This window comes from Sulfurimonas sp. HSL3-7, assembly GCF_039645985.1.
Lineage (GTDB): Bacteria > Campylobacterota > Campylobacteria > Campylobacterales > Sulfurimonadaceae > Sulfonitrofixus > Sulfonitrofixus jiaomeiensis.
Map to the genome: position 1 here is coordinate 2,566,603 of NZ_CP147919.1, position 17,365 is coordinate 2,583,967.

The 17,365-nt window shown below is 41.3% G+C and carries 14 protein-coding genes and 3 tRNA genes; 3 read left to right on the plus strand and 14 right to left on the minus strand.

What is annotated here, in order from left to right; genetic code table 11:
• Together lpdA and WCY20_RS12685 are read left to right on the plus strand one after the other, a co-directional pair.
• On the plus strand, window positions 1-1,347 hold the full coding sequence (lpdA, locus tag WCY20_RS12680) for a dihydrolipoyl dehydrogenase (protein ID WP_345975648.1): 1,347 nt from the start codon (window positions 1-3) through the stop codon (window positions 1,345-1,347).
• A gap of 81 nt (window positions 1,348-1,428) precedes the next feature.
• Entirely contained in the window at window positions 1,429-1,563 is a 135-nt protein-coding gene (locus WCY20_RS12685) for a hypothetical protein (RefSeq protein ID WP_345975649.1), read from the plus strand.
• A 102-nt stretch (window positions 1,564-1,665) separates the two neighbouring features.
• On the opposite strand, the gene WCY20_RS12690 is transcribed toward WCY20_RS12685, so the two are convergent.
• Together WCY20_RS12690 and WCY20_RS12695 are read right to left on the minus strand one after the other, a co-directional pair.
• Window positions 1,666-2,748, minus strand: coding sequence for a GGDEF domain-containing protein (locus WCY20_RS12690; RefSeq protein ID WP_345975651.1), 1,083 nt, complete (start codon window positions 2,746-2,748; stop codon window positions 1,666-1,668).
• 168 nt (window positions 2,749-2,916) lie between these two features.
• Window positions 2,917-3,414, minus strand: a complete 498-nt coding sequence (locus WCY20_RS12695) for a hypothetical protein (protein WP_345975652.1) — start codon at window positions 3,412-3,414, stop codon at window positions 2,917-2,919.
• 413 nt (window positions 3,415-3,827) lie between these two features.
• On the opposite strand from WCY20_RS12695, the gene WCY20_RS12700 reads away from it, so the two are divergent.
• Window positions 3,828-5,942 carry a DNRLRE domain-containing protein gene (locus tag WCY20_RS12700; protein ID WP_345975654.1) on the plus strand — a complete coding sequence of 705 codons (2,115 nt, stop codon included), beginning with the start codon at window positions 3,828-3,830 and terminating at the stop codon, window positions 5,940-5,942.
• Between the two features lie 398 nt (window positions 5,943-6,340).
• Here the strand turns inward: WCY20_RS12700 and WCY20_RS12705 are convergent, their stop codons facing one another.
• The 12 genes from WCY20_RS12705 to rhuM all read right to left on the minus strand — a co-directional run bounded on the left by WCY20_RS12705 (window position 6,341) and on the right by rhuM (window position 16,820).
• Window positions 6,341-7,177: a hypothetical protein gene (locus WCY20_RS12705; RefSeq protein ID WP_345975656.1), complete on the minus strand. Its 837-nt coding sequence runs from the start codon at window positions 7,175-7,177 to the stop codon at window positions 6,341-6,343.
• Between the two features lie 338 nt (window positions 7,178-7,515).
• A tRNA-Arg gene (locus WCY20_RS12710) sits at window positions 7,516-7,592 on the minus strand.
• A gap of 9 nt (window positions 7,593-7,601) precedes the next feature.
• Window positions 7,602-7,686, minus strand: a tRNA-Tyr gene (locus WCY20_RS12715).
• Between the two features lie 30 nt (window positions 7,687-7,716).
• Window positions 7,717-7,793: transfer RNA gene (locus WCY20_RS12720), tRNA-Thr, on the minus strand.
• An 86-nt stretch (window positions 7,794-7,879) separates the two neighbouring features.
• Window positions 7,880-8,650, minus strand: a complete 771-nt coding sequence (locus tag WCY20_RS12725) for a nuclease-related domain-containing protein (protein ID WP_345975657.1) — start codon at window positions 8,648-8,650, stop codon at window positions 7,880-7,882.
• Window positions 8,651-8,905: 255 nt separating this feature from the next.
• The gene (locus WCY20_RS12730) at window positions 8,906-9,856 is read right to left on the minus strand and encodes a DUF3883 domain-containing protein (RefSeq protein ID WP_345975658.1); all 951 of its coding nucleotides are present in this window, start codon (window positions 9,854-9,856) and stop codon (window positions 8,906-8,908) included.
• Window positions 9,828-11,837, minus strand: coding sequence for a DEAD/DEAH box helicase (locus WCY20_RS12735; protein ID WP_345975659.1), 2,010 nt, complete (start codon window positions 11,835-11,837; stop codon window positions 9,828-9,830). The genes WCY20_RS12730 and WCY20_RS12735 overlap by 29 nt, the downstream gene beginning before the upstream one ends.
• A gap of 4 nt (window positions 11,838-11,841) precedes the next feature.
• Window positions 11,842-13,128 (minus strand): hypothetical protein, encoded by a 1,287-nt coding sequence (locus tag WCY20_RS12740; protein WP_345975660.1) that lies wholly within the window; start codon window positions 13,126-13,128, stop codon window positions 11,842-11,844.
• 49 nt (window positions 13,129-13,177) lie between these two features.
• Window positions 13,178-14,812, minus strand: a complete 1,635-nt coding sequence (locus WCY20_RS12745) for a DNA cytosine methyltransferase (RefSeq protein ID WP_345975661.1) — start codon at window positions 14,810-14,812, stop codon at window positions 13,178-13,180.
• 22 nt (window positions 14,813-14,834) lie between these two features.
• A complete protein-coding gene (locus tag WCY20_RS12750) occupies window positions 14,835-15,290 on the minus strand; it encodes a very short patch repair endonuclease (protein ID WP_345975662.1) in 456 nt (151 codons plus the stop codon).
• A 345-nt stretch (window positions 15,291-15,635) separates the two neighbouring features.
• A complete protein-coding gene (locus WCY20_RS12755) occupies window positions 15,636-15,911 on the minus strand; it encodes a hypothetical protein (RefSeq protein WP_345975664.1) in 276 nt (91 codons plus the stop codon).
• Between the two features lie 60 nt (window positions 15,912-15,971).
• Window positions 15,972-16,820, minus strand: coding sequence for a RhuM family protein (rhuM, locus tag WCY20_RS12760; RefSeq protein ID WP_345975666.1), 849 nt, complete (start codon window positions 16,818-16,820; stop codon window positions 15,972-15,974).
• Window positions 16,821-17,365 lie beyond the last annotated feature (545 nt).

The following is a 17,365-nucleotide window of genomic DNA, read 5'->3' on the forward strand; positions in this document are numbered from 1 at the left end:
ATGAAAAGCTATAACACGGTGGTGATCGGCGGCGGTCCCGGCGGCTACGAGGCGGCGATCGGGCTCGCCAAAGCGGGCGTCGAGACCCTGCTGATCGAGAAGAGCAAAGCGCGCCTCGGCGGCACCTGCCTTAACGAGGGGTGCACCCCCGCGAAGAACTACATAGAGAGCGCCGGCTGCGCGCTGCGGGTCTCCCATTTCAGGGAGAACGGCCTCGGCCTGGAGTACACTGGGCTCGACCTCGGCAAGCTCAGGGAGCGGACCTTTGAACTGGTCGACGAGCTCCGCTCCGGGGTCTCATGGCTGCTCGACCAGGCCGGCGTGGAGCTGCTCTACGGCACGGCCCTCTTCAAAGACGCCCACACCCTCGAGGTCGACGGCGAGACGATCGCTTTCGAAAAGTGCATCATCGCGACGGGCTCGCAGCTGCGGCAGGTGGCGCAGCTGCCGATCGACGGCGAGCGTATCATCTCCAGCAGGGAGGTGTTCGAGCTGACGAAACTGCCGGCCTCGCTCGCCATCGTCGGCGGCGGCCCCATCGGCTGCGAGTTTGCGAACTTCTTTGCCGCCTTCGGCGTCGACGTGACGCTGATCTCCCGGGGGAAGCGTCTCCTCTCCGGCGAAGACGAGGAGCTCTCCAAAGTGCTGCTGCGCGCTTTCAAGAAGCGCGGTATCCGTGTCATCACCGCATCGACCGTACAGCAAGCCGAGGTGAGCGGAGACGGCGTAGAAGTGACTCTTGAAGGCGAGAGCCGGGAGACAATCGCCTGCGAAACGGTGCTCTGCGCCGCCGGCCGCACGCCCAACACAAGAGAGCTTTCGCTTGAGAAGGCGGGCGTGGAACTGGGCCCGAAAGGGTTCGTCGAGGTCAACGCCGCGTTCCGGACCAGCCAGCCGCACATCTACGCGCTCGGCGACTGTATCAACACCCCCGCCTACGCCCACACCGCCTACGCCGAAGCGAGGATCGCGGCCCGCAACATCGCCGCCGGGAAGACGCTGGCCAACACCGCCCTCTCCCCCTCCGCCATCTTCACCCATCCGGCCGTCGCGAGCTGCGGCCTCAAAGAGAGCGAGGCCCAGGCGAAAGGGGTCGCCGTGGAGGTCAGGAAGGCCTACTTCAAGGCCAACGCCAGGGCGAAGATACTCGGCGACGATGCGGGCTTCGCCAAGATCGTCGTCTCGGCCGAGAGCGGCGTGATCCTCGGCGCCTCGGTCATCGGGGCGGAGGCGACGGAGATCATCCATGAGCTGCTGCTGGCCGTCGAGCAGAAAATGACGGCCGACGAACTCAAAACGATGATCCATGCCCATCCGACGGTTTCGGAGATCATCAGCTTTCTGTAGAGCCGAAAAGGGCTTTTAAGCTTCCCTGCTCTATGATAAACAGTAGGCATCGGCCTATAGACCAAAAAAAGAGGTACAACAATGAAAAAGAAAAAAGTAAAAAAGATCGTTAAAAAAGAGCTCAAGAACCTGCTCAAAAAAGAGCTTAGACAGCAGATCAAAAAAGATGTAAAGTCCTACAAAAAAAAGGAGAAAGCGGAAAAAAAGGGCTCCTAGTAGAGATGGAGCTCTACAAAAATCTCTATAAACTCCATACAGGGCTGTAAACCCTGTACTTTTGACACCCTTCCAATCTCCTCCCGAACCGCCACGCAAAGATCAGCAGCAACGCATCCCATCTGAACCGATAGCCCGGTACTCCAAGACGTTGTGCTTGCCGTTTATCTTGACCCGGTACATGGCGATGTCGGCATATTTTTTCAGAAAGAAGACATCTTCCGCATCTTCGGGGTAATAGCTGATACCGATGCTCGCCGATATCGAGACCGTCGTGCCGTTGTCGCGGTAGGGTTGCGAAAGCAGTGCGATGATACTGTATGAGAGCGCCTTGGCCTCGTCGGGCCTTTTTACGATGACCACGAACTCGTCGCCGCCGAGACGTGCCGCCATGTCCCCTGCAGCGGTGACCTCCTGCAGGCGCAGCGCGGCTTCGCGCAAAATGGTGTCCCCTCTTTCATGGCCGTAGGTGTCGTTGATCTTTTTAAACCCGTCGAGGTCGATGAAAAGAAGGGCGAACGGCGCTTTGCATTCGACCAAACGTTCGAGTTCGCTTTCAAAATAGTAGCGGTTCGGCAGTCTGGTCAGGCTGTCATGTCTTGACTGGTGCTGCGTCGAGCGGAGCAGGCACTCGAGGGCATCGTTTTTGTACTTAATGCGGTTTAAGAGCGCAAGGTAATACAACGGCAGCAGTATGATTGCCATGGAGAGCGCCGCGACCGTCTGCCAGTTCGCATGCCAGTAGCCGCTCAGGAAAAAGACGGAAGCGATAACCCCCAGCGCTACAGCGACCGAGATATAGAAGTATTTCGGACCGAAGAGCATGCCGTTGCCGATGATGATCCAGAGGAACATCGGGCTGTAGAGGATGCCGAACTCTTCCATGTAATAAAAAAAAGCCCCCACAACGACCATATCGACGGTGATGATGACCACTTTTCTGAGCATGAAGTTCTTTTGGGGGAAGCGCTGTATGGCGAAGAGGTGAAATAATGTCGCAAAAGTGAAACCGCCCAACAGGCTCGCAAGCAGCCCGAAATCGGCGTTGAGTCGACTGGAAAAAAAGAAGTAGCTCGCCAAAGCCGGCACCAGAAAAACGAGCCGTGCATAGGCCTGGCGTACCTCTTCTGCAACATAGATCTCAATAACACAGTCGTGCTGTAAACTTCTCCGTTGTTCGTTCATGCATTAATTATAGCACCATACAACTGATTTAATTGGATTATAACAGCGAACAACTTTATACTGAGAGGAACAAGGTCGGCTGCCGCAAGGGGTAGAAGGCATCATCCCGCGCCTCCCCTTTTATCTGTTTGAAACCCTGTTGACGATGGATTCTAACAGTACATCCCACTATCTTTTGTCACCATGGAACACTTCATTGTGTCCTTCGTAATAGGTGGCGCCACGGGGAATGCCGGGCCAGTTAAAATAAACACGCATAGCAGCTTCGTTCGTATACTCACTTGAATATGCCCACCATCCTTCAAGCCTGTCCCCTATTTCCGTGAAACTGGCATTTAGCTGCGCATCGTCAAAATAAAAGAAATTGACGTTGCTCCCTTCGAGTATGATCGATTCGACAGTGAATTCTATCTGGCCGTATATGTTGTCGTACATCTTGTCGGGCGCTTTGGTATATGTAAATGTACCGCTGACGGTGAAGTTGCGCCCATCGATTGTGTTCGGGAAATTTATCAATGTAAAATGGCCGTCCGAATCGAGTTCTATGTAGTTTTCACTTGATTCATATACACCGATAGGGAGTGACGATCCCCCACCCTCATCACCACATCCGAGCAGTACAAGTGTAACAGCAAGCATAGAGAAGAACCATTTCAGTTTTTTCATTTAGACTCCTTTTATTTATTTATAATGCAAAATAACTTTTCACATCATTAAACACCTCTGTTTTCTGATTGTTTTCATCTGAGCGGATGCAGTGTAAAAACGATGGATTATCAAACTTGTACAGGATTGCATCAACAGGGTTTCCGGTGCGGCAGACCGTGTTCCCCCTGCGCAAAGCGGCGCGATCGTTTCCGGCTGCCGAAACTATTATTATCTGTTTTTAATCATTTTATTATCATAATTAAAGTGTGTTACAGCTGTTTACTATTTGTTTCTATTAGCTCGACAGAAGCCGGCGTATTTGCCATTCTGAACGAAAAGCTCTGCAGTTTTCAGGATGGCCGGGTTGATCGTATTTATGTTCCAACTGCATGGAAATCAAGAATGATCTGTGATCATGAAGGAGTGACAACATGAAGTTATCAAAGCTTTTCTTGCCCATTTTAGTGTTAGGGCTGTTTTTCACCGGCTGCAGCGGGGGCGGGGGCGGAGACTCCGATACTGCGTCAACAGATTTGGCCCAATATGTCGGCGAATATGAAGGAACCTTCAGCGGCGACGATTCAGGGACCTGGAGTGGCACGATCAACAGTAACGGTACATTTAGCGGTATTATTAATTCCAACACCATTGGTACCTATACGCTTAGCGGGACTATAGACGGCACCGGTGAAATCAATGCGATAGTCGGAGAAGCCGGCAACGGCTCTTATTTCAGAGGCACCGTCGATGCGTCAGGAAATATCAGCGGCGAATGGTTTGACCCTTATCAGGACAACCACGGTACTTTTACAGGGCATAAAACAGGCGATACAACGGCACCTGAACAGGTGAGCAATCTCACTGCAAACGCCGTCACGAGTACGCAAATCGATATCAACTGGTCTGAGGCATCTGATAACGTTGGCGTCACAGCCTATAAAATATACCGTGATGGCACTTATCTAAAGCAAGTCAGCAGTAATTACGCTTCTGATGTCGGGTTATCGGAAAGTACACAATACTGCTATGAAGTGACAGCACTAGATGCCGCAGGCAATGAATCGGCAAAGAGTTCATCAGTATGTGCGACTACAAATCCTGCAGAACAGACCGTACCCAGCGCGCCGAGCAGCCTAACCGCCAATACGGACGGAAGCCCGCAGATCATTCTGAATTGGACAGACAACGCCTCCAATGAGACAGGTTTCCGTGTTGAGCGAAGTACTTCGGAATTCAGCGGCTTTATCAAAGTGGCTGATACGGCAGCCAACGTCACAAGTTATACCGACGGTTTCGGTATCGAAGCCTCCGCAACTTATTATTACCGTGTGGTGGCCATCAATCCCGCTGGCGAATCTTCCTATTCCAATACCGCCAACGCCACTACCGCCGCGCTCCCGACAGTCCCTTCGGCCCCAACCGGTTTGAACGCCGGTACAGATTCCAGTTCGCAGATCACTTTGAACTGGACGGATAACTCCTCGGATGAAACAGGTTTTGTCGTCGAGCGAAGTCTCTCCGAAAGTAGTGGTTTCAGCACGATTGCAACAGCGCCGGTGGGTACCACATCCTACACGGACACGTCACTCAATGCATCGACGATGTACTATTACCGGGTCGCAGCGGTCAACGATGTGGGCATTTCGGCCTATACCAATACCGCTTCAGCAACCACCGATGCTTCCCCTACCAGCATCACGCTTGAGCTTACGTCCAATGTGAGCGGAAGCATCACATTAACCTGGACGTATACTTGGGGGATCTTCGGTTCAAGCAACGACGGGTACCAACTTGAAGAGTCCGTTACATCCTCTTCAACCGGATACACGACCATATATGATACGACATTTACAGGGGACCGCGAATCACCGAAAAGCTACACTCTCTCCCGGCAAGCTGGCACTTATTACTACCGTGTACGTGCTATGACGCAATCGGGCTATACTTCTTACAGCAACGTTGTCACGGTAACGGTTACTCAGACCCAGATCACAAAAACATATCTGGTGGCTGCCGACAATTTGATTATGGTTCAGAGCAATGACGCGAGCACAGCGAATACATCTTACCCGAGTGCCTACAACTCGGTAGGCTGTAACTGGTCACACGGACTCTATTTCACCGACTATCTTTGTGGTGCGAGTTTGATGTACTTCGATGTCGGTACAGATATCAGCGGGAAAACCATCCACAAGGCAACGCTGACTCTCTATCCCGTCATATTGGCCGGTGATTTTTCTGAAAGTTACAATTACAAGGTAGCCGCAATCTACGATAACTGGTTTGCAAATGTAACATGGAACACGCAGCCAAACTATTACGCTTCCGGCACAAAGACCTTCCCGCGACCGATATCAACCCTGCCGGTAGAGGTCGATGTCACCCAGATAGTACAGAATTGGGCGAGTAACTATTTTTCCAACTATGGGTTCTACCTCATGCCAGAGAATTTCTTAGACCCGGGCTATACGTCATTAAGAGCAACAGATTTCTATAATAAGGAGGAGGGAGCCGACCTGCCGAAACTTGAAATCACCTACGAATAGGCAGAAGTTCGACCGGGTGGTATACCCGGTTAAATACTCTGCTTTATCATAGGGACGTTTACTGGAAGCAAACGGTGGACCCGAAGTGATGCAAATGCCCCAATGACGTTCAGGTGAACGCACTTGCGAAAACAACGTTACGCCAATACGGATTTTCTTTGGCTTTATGAAACAACGTACAGTAGGCAGATCAAAGCCGGTATGACAAATAATGCATCTGTTGAATACTTGGAGAATCGTTTTAACAATTGTAAGAATCAAATGTGTGGGAAAAATTATTGAAAGAGTGGTGCGCCCGGAGCGATTCGAACGCCCGACCGCTGGTACCATTACTCATAAAAAGTGGTGATAAAATAGAATTGACTCACTCTTCGTTTCTATTATTGACCAACCTGTATCTATTCACAACTATAAGTATCTAATTGGGAATATGTCGTTGTATTACCTTCAGCTGTTATCACAGTGAATGTATCATTGCTATTGAATTCTATAGTCGTATCATTCACTTTAATGATACCTTTAGTGATATTGGTTTCTGTACTTCCGTGTTGAAGATCTTCTATCGTCTCGTACACATAACTTCCACTTTGACAATCAACATTACCTAGTCTATCGTGAATGTCATATACTACTTGTCCATCAAGCGCTGTCACATATCCATGATCTCCCATGTGTGTATATAAACTAGTCACAACAAAATTACTATAATCAATGCCCATTACAGACCAAACTACTTGAACACCATCTTGAGTCCCATAATCTTCACGATAAATGGAACCATCATACGTTTTCTTAGCTTCTTCTATAATTTGTGTAGTCGTGGTGTTGTAATCTACAGTAGTTTTATAGCTATTTTCTATTTCGTCTATGAAATCATATTCAGAAGCAACAGATGTACTAGCATTAAATATTGTTCCGGTCATCTTTTTACCTGTTGCTGCTAAACAATTATCATAGACCCAATGATAATTACCATCAGAACGCTCGACGAATTCCTTATAACCACCTTCTGAACAAGATTCATTCGAGTCATATTGATTTAAAAAAATACTATCAGGTGTATTTGTCCAAATGTAAAAAATTCTTTTTAATGCGATAACGTCCTTGCTGACTTTGATTGCTGTAGTATCAATCTCTACTTCTGAATCTGATGTCGAATCTGAATCACTGCTCCCACAACCACTAAAACCTAAAATAATCGCCGTAGCAAATGCCAATGTAAATTGTAATTTCATGTACCATCTCCTTATATACAGTGGATTATAGTTAATTTTCACTAAAATCTATGCATACCAAAATCACTACTGAAAATTTGAAGATTAATCAACAAGAAAAATCGCAAGAAAATAGTTCATCTATCCATATGCCCTAGTACTGGATATGAATTAAAAATGGGGCAACAGTACCCTGTACACTGATGCTGTAAAGTAGTCGTTGATTTTCTAAAACATTATGAAGTAACTTACTTTAGCCAAATCAAGATCGGTATGACAAATAATGCATCTGTTGAATAGTTGGAGAATCGTTTTAACATTGGTAAAATCAGATTGTGTGGGAAAAATTATTGAAAGAGTGGTGCGCCCGGAGCGATTCGAACGCCCGACCGCTGGTACCGCAAACCAGTGCTCTATCCAGCTGAGCTACGAGCGCGCACATAAATGGTGGTGAGACCAGGAGTCGAACCTGGGAACCCATAGGGAGCAGATTTACAGTCTGCCGTCGTTGGCCACTTGACTATCTCACCGTCTGTTGTGTTAAAAAGATCCGAAATCGATGGTGCCGACACGAGGATTTGAACCCCGGGCCTGCTGATTACAAATCAGCTGCTCTAGCCAACTGAGCTATGTCGGCATCTGAAATCGGAGCGCAAGTATAATTTGGTTGTTGTTAAAAGTAGCTAAAACGGGAAAGGAATTTTCAAAGAGATGAAAAGCTAGCTATTCTTGAGTTGAACGGATATAGCGCGAAAGATGATTTGAAATAAGTTTCACATCTTCATCGGTTAGAATCTCTTTTTTCCCCATAATGAACTTATCCAGATTCCTTGGATTGAGCATCCAGATATCACTTTTGTACTCATTTGTCATTCTCACATACCATCCTGGAAAAACTACGGCTGGCTGCACCTCAACTTCTTTCGCGGTCAGCTCTTCGATGAGATCTCTAAGCCATTTCGATGAGCCTTTAACCTGAATCAAAATGTCATCATTGAATCTATACCCATTTTTGATAATCGTTTGCCCATTAAAAGTAATTTCTGTTTTGCCTTTCATAGGCTTAGAATAGGTTTTTGTTTCAACCAGAAAAACACCTCTTGTTGAGACAACGACGTGATCAATATTGAAATTTTCTCCGACGATGTCATGGAAAACTTTCATCTTCGCTTCACGATAAAAATTCAGCATCTCTGCCACAGCTTTTTCGCCGTCTCTTCCTTGGCGTAATGCTACAAGCTTTTTTCTCAAAGGGACAATCTTGTAGACACTAAATACCGCAACAATTAAAGCCATAATAGTCATTGTCCATGGAGAAGGAGGAACAGCCATATACCACTTGTACCATTCCATTATCGCCAATATAATAAAAAAAATAGGTGCTAGCAAATACGTCAAAGCTTGATCATCAATGATTTTGTTTATCTCTTCGTCTAGTGATTGTCCGGGAGTGCGTAGCAGTTTTTCTTTTAATGGTGACTTTGTATTTTTCATGGCGTGAGTATAGCAAATGAATGGTGATAGTGGTTTTTGGAGAGGACTGTTTTGATGCATTGAAAGTAGAAAAAAGTTTTGTCTATGAATTTTAACTTTTAAAAGTGACCTTTTATTATATTTTTCTATTTTTCAAACCATCTGGAATAAATATCATCTTCCCAGAAGATTTAAGTATTACTTGTGTCGGAAATATGTTTGAAAGGGGATGATGAACATAAAATTCAATCTGAAATAACATTTCGAACTTTCTACTCAGATAGATATAAAATATTTTTCTACTGTTTTGTCCCATTTATCATTGTTCAATACCTGATCAAAAGGATTTTGAATCATTATAGGTTTATACCCTTCTTTATTCATTTCAGATCTATTGACTAAATATAAGTAATAGTCATCCTTTTTTATTTTAGCTACTTCCATTTCATTTTTTGACCAATAAAAAGACTCCTTCCCATCATACGATTTTACCTCGATATATTTATCCAAAAATATAGAGGTATCTGTTTGATAAGATAAAATATCATAACCAGCACTTGTATCAACTTCAGATATGATTTTTATATTCTCTTGTTTAGGATGTTCTTTTCTCTGCACCTTTTCAAACTCTAATACAAACTCTTCAGCTTCTATCCCAATTATTTTTTGCTTTTTCTGTAGATTTTCTAAATTTATTAATGAGCAATTCCTAATTTTAGACTGTTCAATAAGAGGTATCGCAACTTCAAAAAACCATTCTATAAAGTCCTTATGCAATACAAGATGATTTTCGATCAAGTCATCTCTAAAGAATACTCCTAGACTCATCAATAGGTTTCTCAATGATGAAAACTCGAGTCTTATCAAATTATTCATAATGAAGATCAATTCAGAGTTTTGGTCATAAACAAAATTGTTATTGTTAATAAAGTTATGTAGTTCTTTATCTTGTGAAAGCCTTGAGAATAATAATGTGGTGAAATCTTTTGCAAAATCATCTGAATCAAAAAGCTTAACTACAGACAACACACCGTTTCTTTTAATGATTCCTAGATATTCCAGTAAAACAATTGCACCTTTAAATGAAGTGCTAAAGGAATATTCTTGTGATGAACAAGCATGACGTAAATCTTCATAACTTGCTGCTCCATTTGAAAGAAGTCCTATAATATATAATATCTGACTTTTAGTTCCTAGTCTATCCTGATCTAGCAGTTTTTCTATCATGATAGTCCCTTATTATTGCTCTAATATCATCCTCATCACCATCGCTTGAGTCCTCCATATTCAAATTCAACAATGGAATGTCTTCACCCTCAATCAGCTCTAACATTCTTTTTTCTTTTTCTAATATCCTACTATGTATAGTCTGATCAACAGTGTCTGTAGAAAGAAGATAATAATAGTTGACTACATCTTCTTGATCAAGACCATATCTATGGACCCTATCTTTTGATTGCATATACATAGATGCATTGAAGTTTTTTTCTAAATAGATTGCATTGTGACAAGCCTTATGCAAAGAGATAGACTCACCTACTGCAAATGGATTTGCAATAATTACTTTAAAAGGACAATCTGACCTATGAAACCTTTCAATAATCTTTTCACGTGTCAATATCTCTTCTGGAGTATCATCATTTTCATTCGGAGTACCCCCAAAGAGCAATTCACATTCAATACCTAGGTCCTTCAGATAATCTTTTAAATCAAAAATGTTCTGAACAAAGATAGTCCAAATTATCACTTTTCCATCTGCACCATCTTTTAAAAATATTTTATTTAGAAGTTCTTTGATTGCTAGGAACTTTGGAGGTATCTCATCCTGCGGGTTATATGATTTAATCAACTTCATGACTTCTTTGTCATCAACATTTAAATTACTCGACAATCCCTCTTCATCTAAATAACTATCTAATGCCTTATTCAGTAGTTTTGGATTGGTAACACACTGCATCAAACGAACTAATTTAGCTTTTTGTAATTTGTTTATAAAACTATCTGTACTTGTCTCTTGCTCAAAATAATCAATATACTTTTTTTCTATATATTCATATATCACTTTTTGACTTTTACTCATTGAGACCATAATCGGTTCATTCTCAATTGGATCCGGTAAATTAAGGTCAGACTTTTTTACCCTAATAAAGAATGGAGAGATATTCTCTATCAATATTTTTATATCTTGCAATGCCTTAGGTGTCTTTTCCTCTGATAACATCTGTAAATAATTAACGGGAAAACCAATAACATTTTTAGATGGCCAAATAAACTTATAAAGATTATATAAGTCTTGATAACCATTAGGTGCGGGTGTCCCTGTCAACACAACTCTAGCCGTAGCATACTTTGCAATAGAAAGAATAGCTTCTGCTTGCTTTCCACCCGTCACATTTTTGATTTTATGTGCTTCATCCAGTACTACCATCACCTTGTTACGGTTCAAGTAAGCTTTGATATTCTCAATATCTGATTCACTTGATGCACTCTGGTATGATATTAATGTTATCTCTGTATAGTCATCTGAATAAAAATGTGCTTTTCTATCATAAGGTGCTACACCAACTAATTCACGTACTGATGTCCCTTTACCAAAACACTCAACGTATTCATTTTTCCAAGGAGCAAAGGCCGCTAATGGACAAATAATCAATAGTCTATCAACGTGCTTACTATTCGTGATGGGAAGGCTTTTAAGGTAAGCATATGCACTATAGACGATTGATGTCTTTCCCGCACCCGGGACTGAAAAATTACAAGCATTCTGTGAGTATGCTAAATGGTAACCTGAAAGTAACTGTAGATCATATAGCTCACGTTTTAACTTACTTTCAATAACATTGGTGAAATTTTCAAAGTCATCATCCCCATGTTCGTTGTTTCGGATTCTTTTTGCTTTGATAGAAAACTTGTTAAAGTTGTCATTTTCCCGATCCATATCATGCACAAGATCCTGAGCTTTGTCTGTCTTTTGATAAGGGATACTAAATTTATCTAATAACCTCAATACTGCAGCATATTGTTTCTCTTCATCATCATATTCGTTTGGATATTTTTCTGTACTAAAAGGAATTACTATTTGATTTACATCATTAAAAGAAGCACCAATACTTTCAAAATTAGACCTTGCTCTGCGTTTATTCTTAATAGCTTCCAAATCACCTTTTAAAACAAAAGCATTATCGAGAACATCAATTTGTATATTCATTCTTTTAATCTCTTATATCGACAATTTTAATAAATCCCTCTGCTAGTTTTCTAATTTCATGACTTATTTCCCTGATTTCTTTTCCTCTAAAAGCATCGATATCTGTATTGACTGATTGCAAAGTCCGTCTTGCTCTCTCTAGTAATTCCATTGGTGAATTTGCCTCTTTCTGATCATCAAGGTCTCTTTTTGTTCTACCTATATTTTCTTTCATTGAAGGCTCGACTTTTGACTTCCAGTCACTATCTCTCCCTCTTATGATATCTTCTATTTCTTCACCTGGTCTTTCAGACCTAAGTTCTTCCAAAGACTTTTCTTGATCATTTATTGGGTCAATCCGTTCATCGTATCTTTTCACAAATTCTCGCCAAACTTTTTCATGGCTAAAAAAACCTTGTCCTTTCGCAGGATTACCTATATCTCTTATATTGTGAGCTGTTCTAAAACCTGCCCTAATATAATCAAAATAAATATTTTTGAGATCATCGATATCATCTTTTTCAGGTTGCCAATCCCTTCCTCGTATTCCCTTTCCAGTTGTCTGTGTTTCCAAATATCCTCTTAAATCCACAAAAGGACCTTCTACAGTTTCTTCATTTAACCTAGTATACATACCACCGTAACCATATGCTTCTAAATATTCTTCCATAAGTGCAAGAATCTCTAAGTAATTCTTTATATCTGAAGGCTTTTTACCCATCATCTTCGCAATCTCTTCATTTGAAAAGTCCTGAGAAAGTTCACTACACTTTAAATATTGTTCGATAGCATTGTAGTCTACTTTTTCATCGACCCCCATTTGATACATCGTCTCAAGTTTTCTGATTTCTTTTGGATTGGATTGTAATGTTTCATCGAGGACAATAGCTTTAAAGTAGGTTGGTGTGCTTTTTGTTTCCTCAGCGATTTTTTTAAGTAACATACATCGTCGGTTTCCATCTATAACTACCCCATCTTTAGTAACAATTCCGAACTCAAGCTGACCATTTTCAATAATATTTTTCTTGGTCTCTTTGTTCCTGTTTACTTTAGAGTTCCATAAAAAATCAACTATTAGTTTTTCACCCTTTTTCGTTGTGGCATCTATTGGTCCATGTTGTTTTTCATATGTTTTTACAAAGGTCCCTATTCGACCATTATATTGATTAAATATCAATAGCTCAACAGGAATCTCAAAAACTGGTAGTTTTTGAACTTTATCCATATATCTTATCTCTTTACTTGAATAAGGATTGTCCTTTTTTCTATCCATTAGTTCCTGAATCTTTTGTGTTCTTAATTTTGCATCCATCTATCATCCCTATTTATTAGTAAATATATGTATTGTAACTAAATAGTTTTCATCTGTTTATATAAATTATCTTGAGTTCATTTAAAACATAAAAACCTACAGCAATAACATAAGGAAGACCTGTCAACTCATTATCTATAAAGATATTTTTATTAAAGTCCTCTTCCACAATATTATTATCAATAAACTCACGTATCAAGTTAAGCAATTCGTACGGTCCAATATCGTTATTTATTTTTCTTTCTTTCTCAGTCTTACAATGATTTTCTTGAAGACGAGTTGCATCCGTCAATTTGTATTTGAAGGACTCAATAAAGCTTTGCATTACTTTTTGATGTTCAATATTAAACATTTCTAATACAATTTTAGGCCTATATACTTTTGCTCTAGGACCTTGACTTCTATGTATTTCAACTTCCCATTTAAAGCTACTATTTTCAAAGTCAGAGTTATAGTTTGTTAGCTCCACTCGAAACACATTACGTATAAGATAGGGGATATGATATTTGAATTTTGCAGTAATTTTTTTGGGCTTTTCTATATTCAAATGGAAAATATCTAAATTCAAGTTCATAAAGTCATCAAGAGCTTTATCATTAAATTTAATAGGAATATAAGTTGTCGGGACTTCACACAAATTGTATTCTGCAATGGACTTCGCAATCGCAAATGACATTTTTGGAGGTACGGAATTTCCTACTAGTTTGTATTTAATACTTTTACTCTTCCCATAAAATCTGTAATCTAAGGGATAGCTCATAATACAACCTATTTCTCTCACTGTCGGTACTCTATATCTATTTTCCTCTGGAATGTAAGGGTATATAATAGACTCTCGAGCGCATGAAGACATTGTTGCCATAATAGTTCTTGATGGCTTATCTAAATTTTCAGGAAAAGACATCTTTCCCATATACCCTTTATCTTGTTTCAGCCTTTTTGCTTTTTTCCATTCAAAATCCGCAACTTCCATTACATAGTGATGATCAGTGATATCTTTAGATACCAAGTCGAAGTCATTATAATTAGGATCTTGTATTGTTTCTTCTAAATTATTTTTAGGAGGTTTTAGAAATTTCAAAACATCATTTACTGTTCTTGTATCTTCATCATTGACTATGGTTTGTTCAGGTTCCGGAAAGTCACCACAAAAGTACCTTTTTCTATTTGAAGCAACACCAAAATATTTTGAATTATAAACTTTTGATGATGGATATTTCACCTTCAGTTTGCCCTCACTATCTATCCCTAATTCTTCGTATGTGTACTCATCTTTTATATATGAAACAACATTAGGTACATTTTCTAAAACCCAATGCTTCAGTATTGAGTCTTTCTTCATCTTTTTTCTTGCAATAATTCTTAGATAAGCCTCAATTAATTGTATACCTAACGACTTGTCAGCTTTACCTGATCTATTAGAATTTGAGAAAGATGTACATGGCGGAGAGCCTATAATCACTTCCGTATCTGGAATAAGTTGATGGAATTCATCATCAGGAAGGTTAGAAATTTGTATTACATCACCTAGATATGTATTTGCATTTGGATGGTTAGCATGATGCGTTGTCACTGCTGGTTGCCATCGATCCACAGCAAATACAACCTCAAAGCCCGCTAATTTAAAGCCTTCTGAAAAGCCCCCTCCACCACAAAAAAAGTCTGCTACCTTATATTTTTTCAATTATTAAATCCATTTACTTTAACTATTTATTAGAAGTATCTAACATCTCTCGTATTTTAGCGACAAATATCATAGGATCTTGTTTTAGTTGACATTCCCAAATAACTAATGTCCTCCAATCATCTTTTTCCAACTGTTCTAACTTCTTTTTATCTCGTTCTACATTCTTTTTGAATTTATCTTCCCAGAATTCAATATGTACTTTCGGCATAGACGGATTGCAATGTGGACACCTATGCCAAAAACAGCCATTAATAAAAATTGCAATTTTTTTCCCCGGAAAAGCAATATCAGGTCTTCCCGGAGCCTTCTTCCAATGTAGTCTGTATCCTCTTATTCCATTATGCCAAAGCGCTTTTCTTAAAAGTAACTCTGGCTTTGTATTTTTTGCTTTAATCGCACTCATGTTTTTTGAAATTTGTTCATTTTTAGGAATTGGAGCTCGACCATCTCTAGAGTATTTCTTTTTACTATTCATTTGCAAATAATAACATTTTAAGTAAAAAAACCAACGAACCCATAGTAAGATATGAACTTGATTATTAAATCATAAGAGATATTATGAAAATTGAAAAAAGAGGACAGTTGCCTGAGGAAAAGGGGACAGGCTACTTTTTCTAAAAAAGTGGCAAGAAAACTATGTTTCTCATTCTTTTCTTTTTCACAAGAAAAGAACCAAAAGAAAATCGTCGTTGCGCGAATCGCTCGCTGCTCCCGGCTTTTTGCCTCCGCAGCGGCTTTCAAGGCACGCTTAACGACCTTCTGTCTATTGATTTATCCGCTAGCTAATTAGAGTTTAAGAGCTTCGACACGTCGAAACGCATCAATAAAATGGACCTTTGGGTCTTGAGCGCGATCCTTGTAAGCCATCCCGGAGGCAGTAGTGCCGGGAGGGATGAGCGTTTCGCGAAAGGCCGCTTTTTACGCTACTTTTTTTAAAAAAGTGGCAGAAAACAATTTGCTTTACAAAAGCAGATTCATCTGTAGATGAAACAGATTGTTCATTCTTTTCTTTTTCGTAAGAAAAGAACCAAAAGAAAATCGTCGTTGCGCGAATCGCTCGCTGCTCCCGGCTTTTTGCCTCCGCAGCGGCTTTCAAGGCACGCTTAACGACATTCTGCCACTTGAATTAATGCGCTTCGGTATACCGAAGCGGTGATCAGCTGTAGATCTCCTTCACCCGCTCCGTTAGCGCCAGCGAGTCCTTCTCCATCTTTGAAAAAGCAAACCATTTCCTGCCCAAGTCTTTCAGTGAAGCGCCGATGTGATAGACCTCATCGTCATCGATGATGAGAAACCTGTCATGCGCATCCGCAAACTTCCGGATCTCTATAGCGGGATACTGGGCATTGTGCTTTTTCAGATCAAGCGCCAGTTTTTTCGGGACGCTTTTCGTGTAGATAACGGCACTGCACCCCTTGGCGCGTTTGTCCAGCATGGTCAGCACCGATTCGTCGACATAGTTGTCGATGAGCACGATGGAGCGTTCAGCACTTTTGATGAGATTGGAAACGAACACATAGGCATCAAAGATCTGCCCGTCGTAGAAGATGCCCTGCTTTGGTCTGAGGGATTGATTTTCCATCGCGTTAAATACCTGTTCTAACTTTTTGTCGGTCAAAACCTGTTTCTCTTCCAGCACATCCAAGCGTTTTTGATCTAACGTATACCCTTTTAAAAGATGCTGTTTCAATACACTTGTCGCCCAGATACGAAACTGAACACCCTGCTTTGATTTCACTCTATATCCAACGGAGATAATGACATCAAGATTATAACTATTGACATTATACGATTTGCCATCGCTCGCAGTTGTCCGGAAATTCCGGACAACTGCATCTTTCTCCAATTCACCCTCTTTAAATATATTATTGATATGTTCCGAAATGGTCTTTTTGCTCTTGCCAAAAAGTTCTTCCATCTGTTTTTGATTTAACCAGACGGTTTCATCTTCCATCGTTGCATCTAAAACCACCAAACCATCATCATACATGATAATGTCACTCACAATATCCCCTCTTTACTCAAGATCACATGGTCCAGCAGCTTTTCCCTGGGTTTGTCATGCCGGTAGAGATCGTTTATAGTTTTCATTTAAACATTATATATTAATATTTTTCAACATTAATAAATGCAGTACTGTTAAAAACTCTATTCAGCTCATGCTTAACGCTGTCGGCGATTTTCAACACGGCATGGCTTTACCTCATCTTCTTTGAAAACCTTCTCGAAAAAGCTAAGTACTTTCATTAATAATTTTTTTATGTAGATAGCTCTATACTAGTTATTAAGTACGTACGGTTATTTGAACAAAGGTACCTGAAAAGGAAGCCCATGATACAAAAACGCGTTTTGACGGTTTTGGGTCTGGAGACGCTGATGGAAGCAACCCCTAACAGAGAGTTGGGATTGAGAGAAAGAGCGACGAAAGATCGGGTGAAAAGGTAAGATGGCCTCTGTGAAGAGCTGAAGGCAGGTCCATGCAGGTTGACTGCGGGGTGCGCACGACAATGTTGCACCTGTTACGAGGCCTTATGCGCTTTGGCATTCACA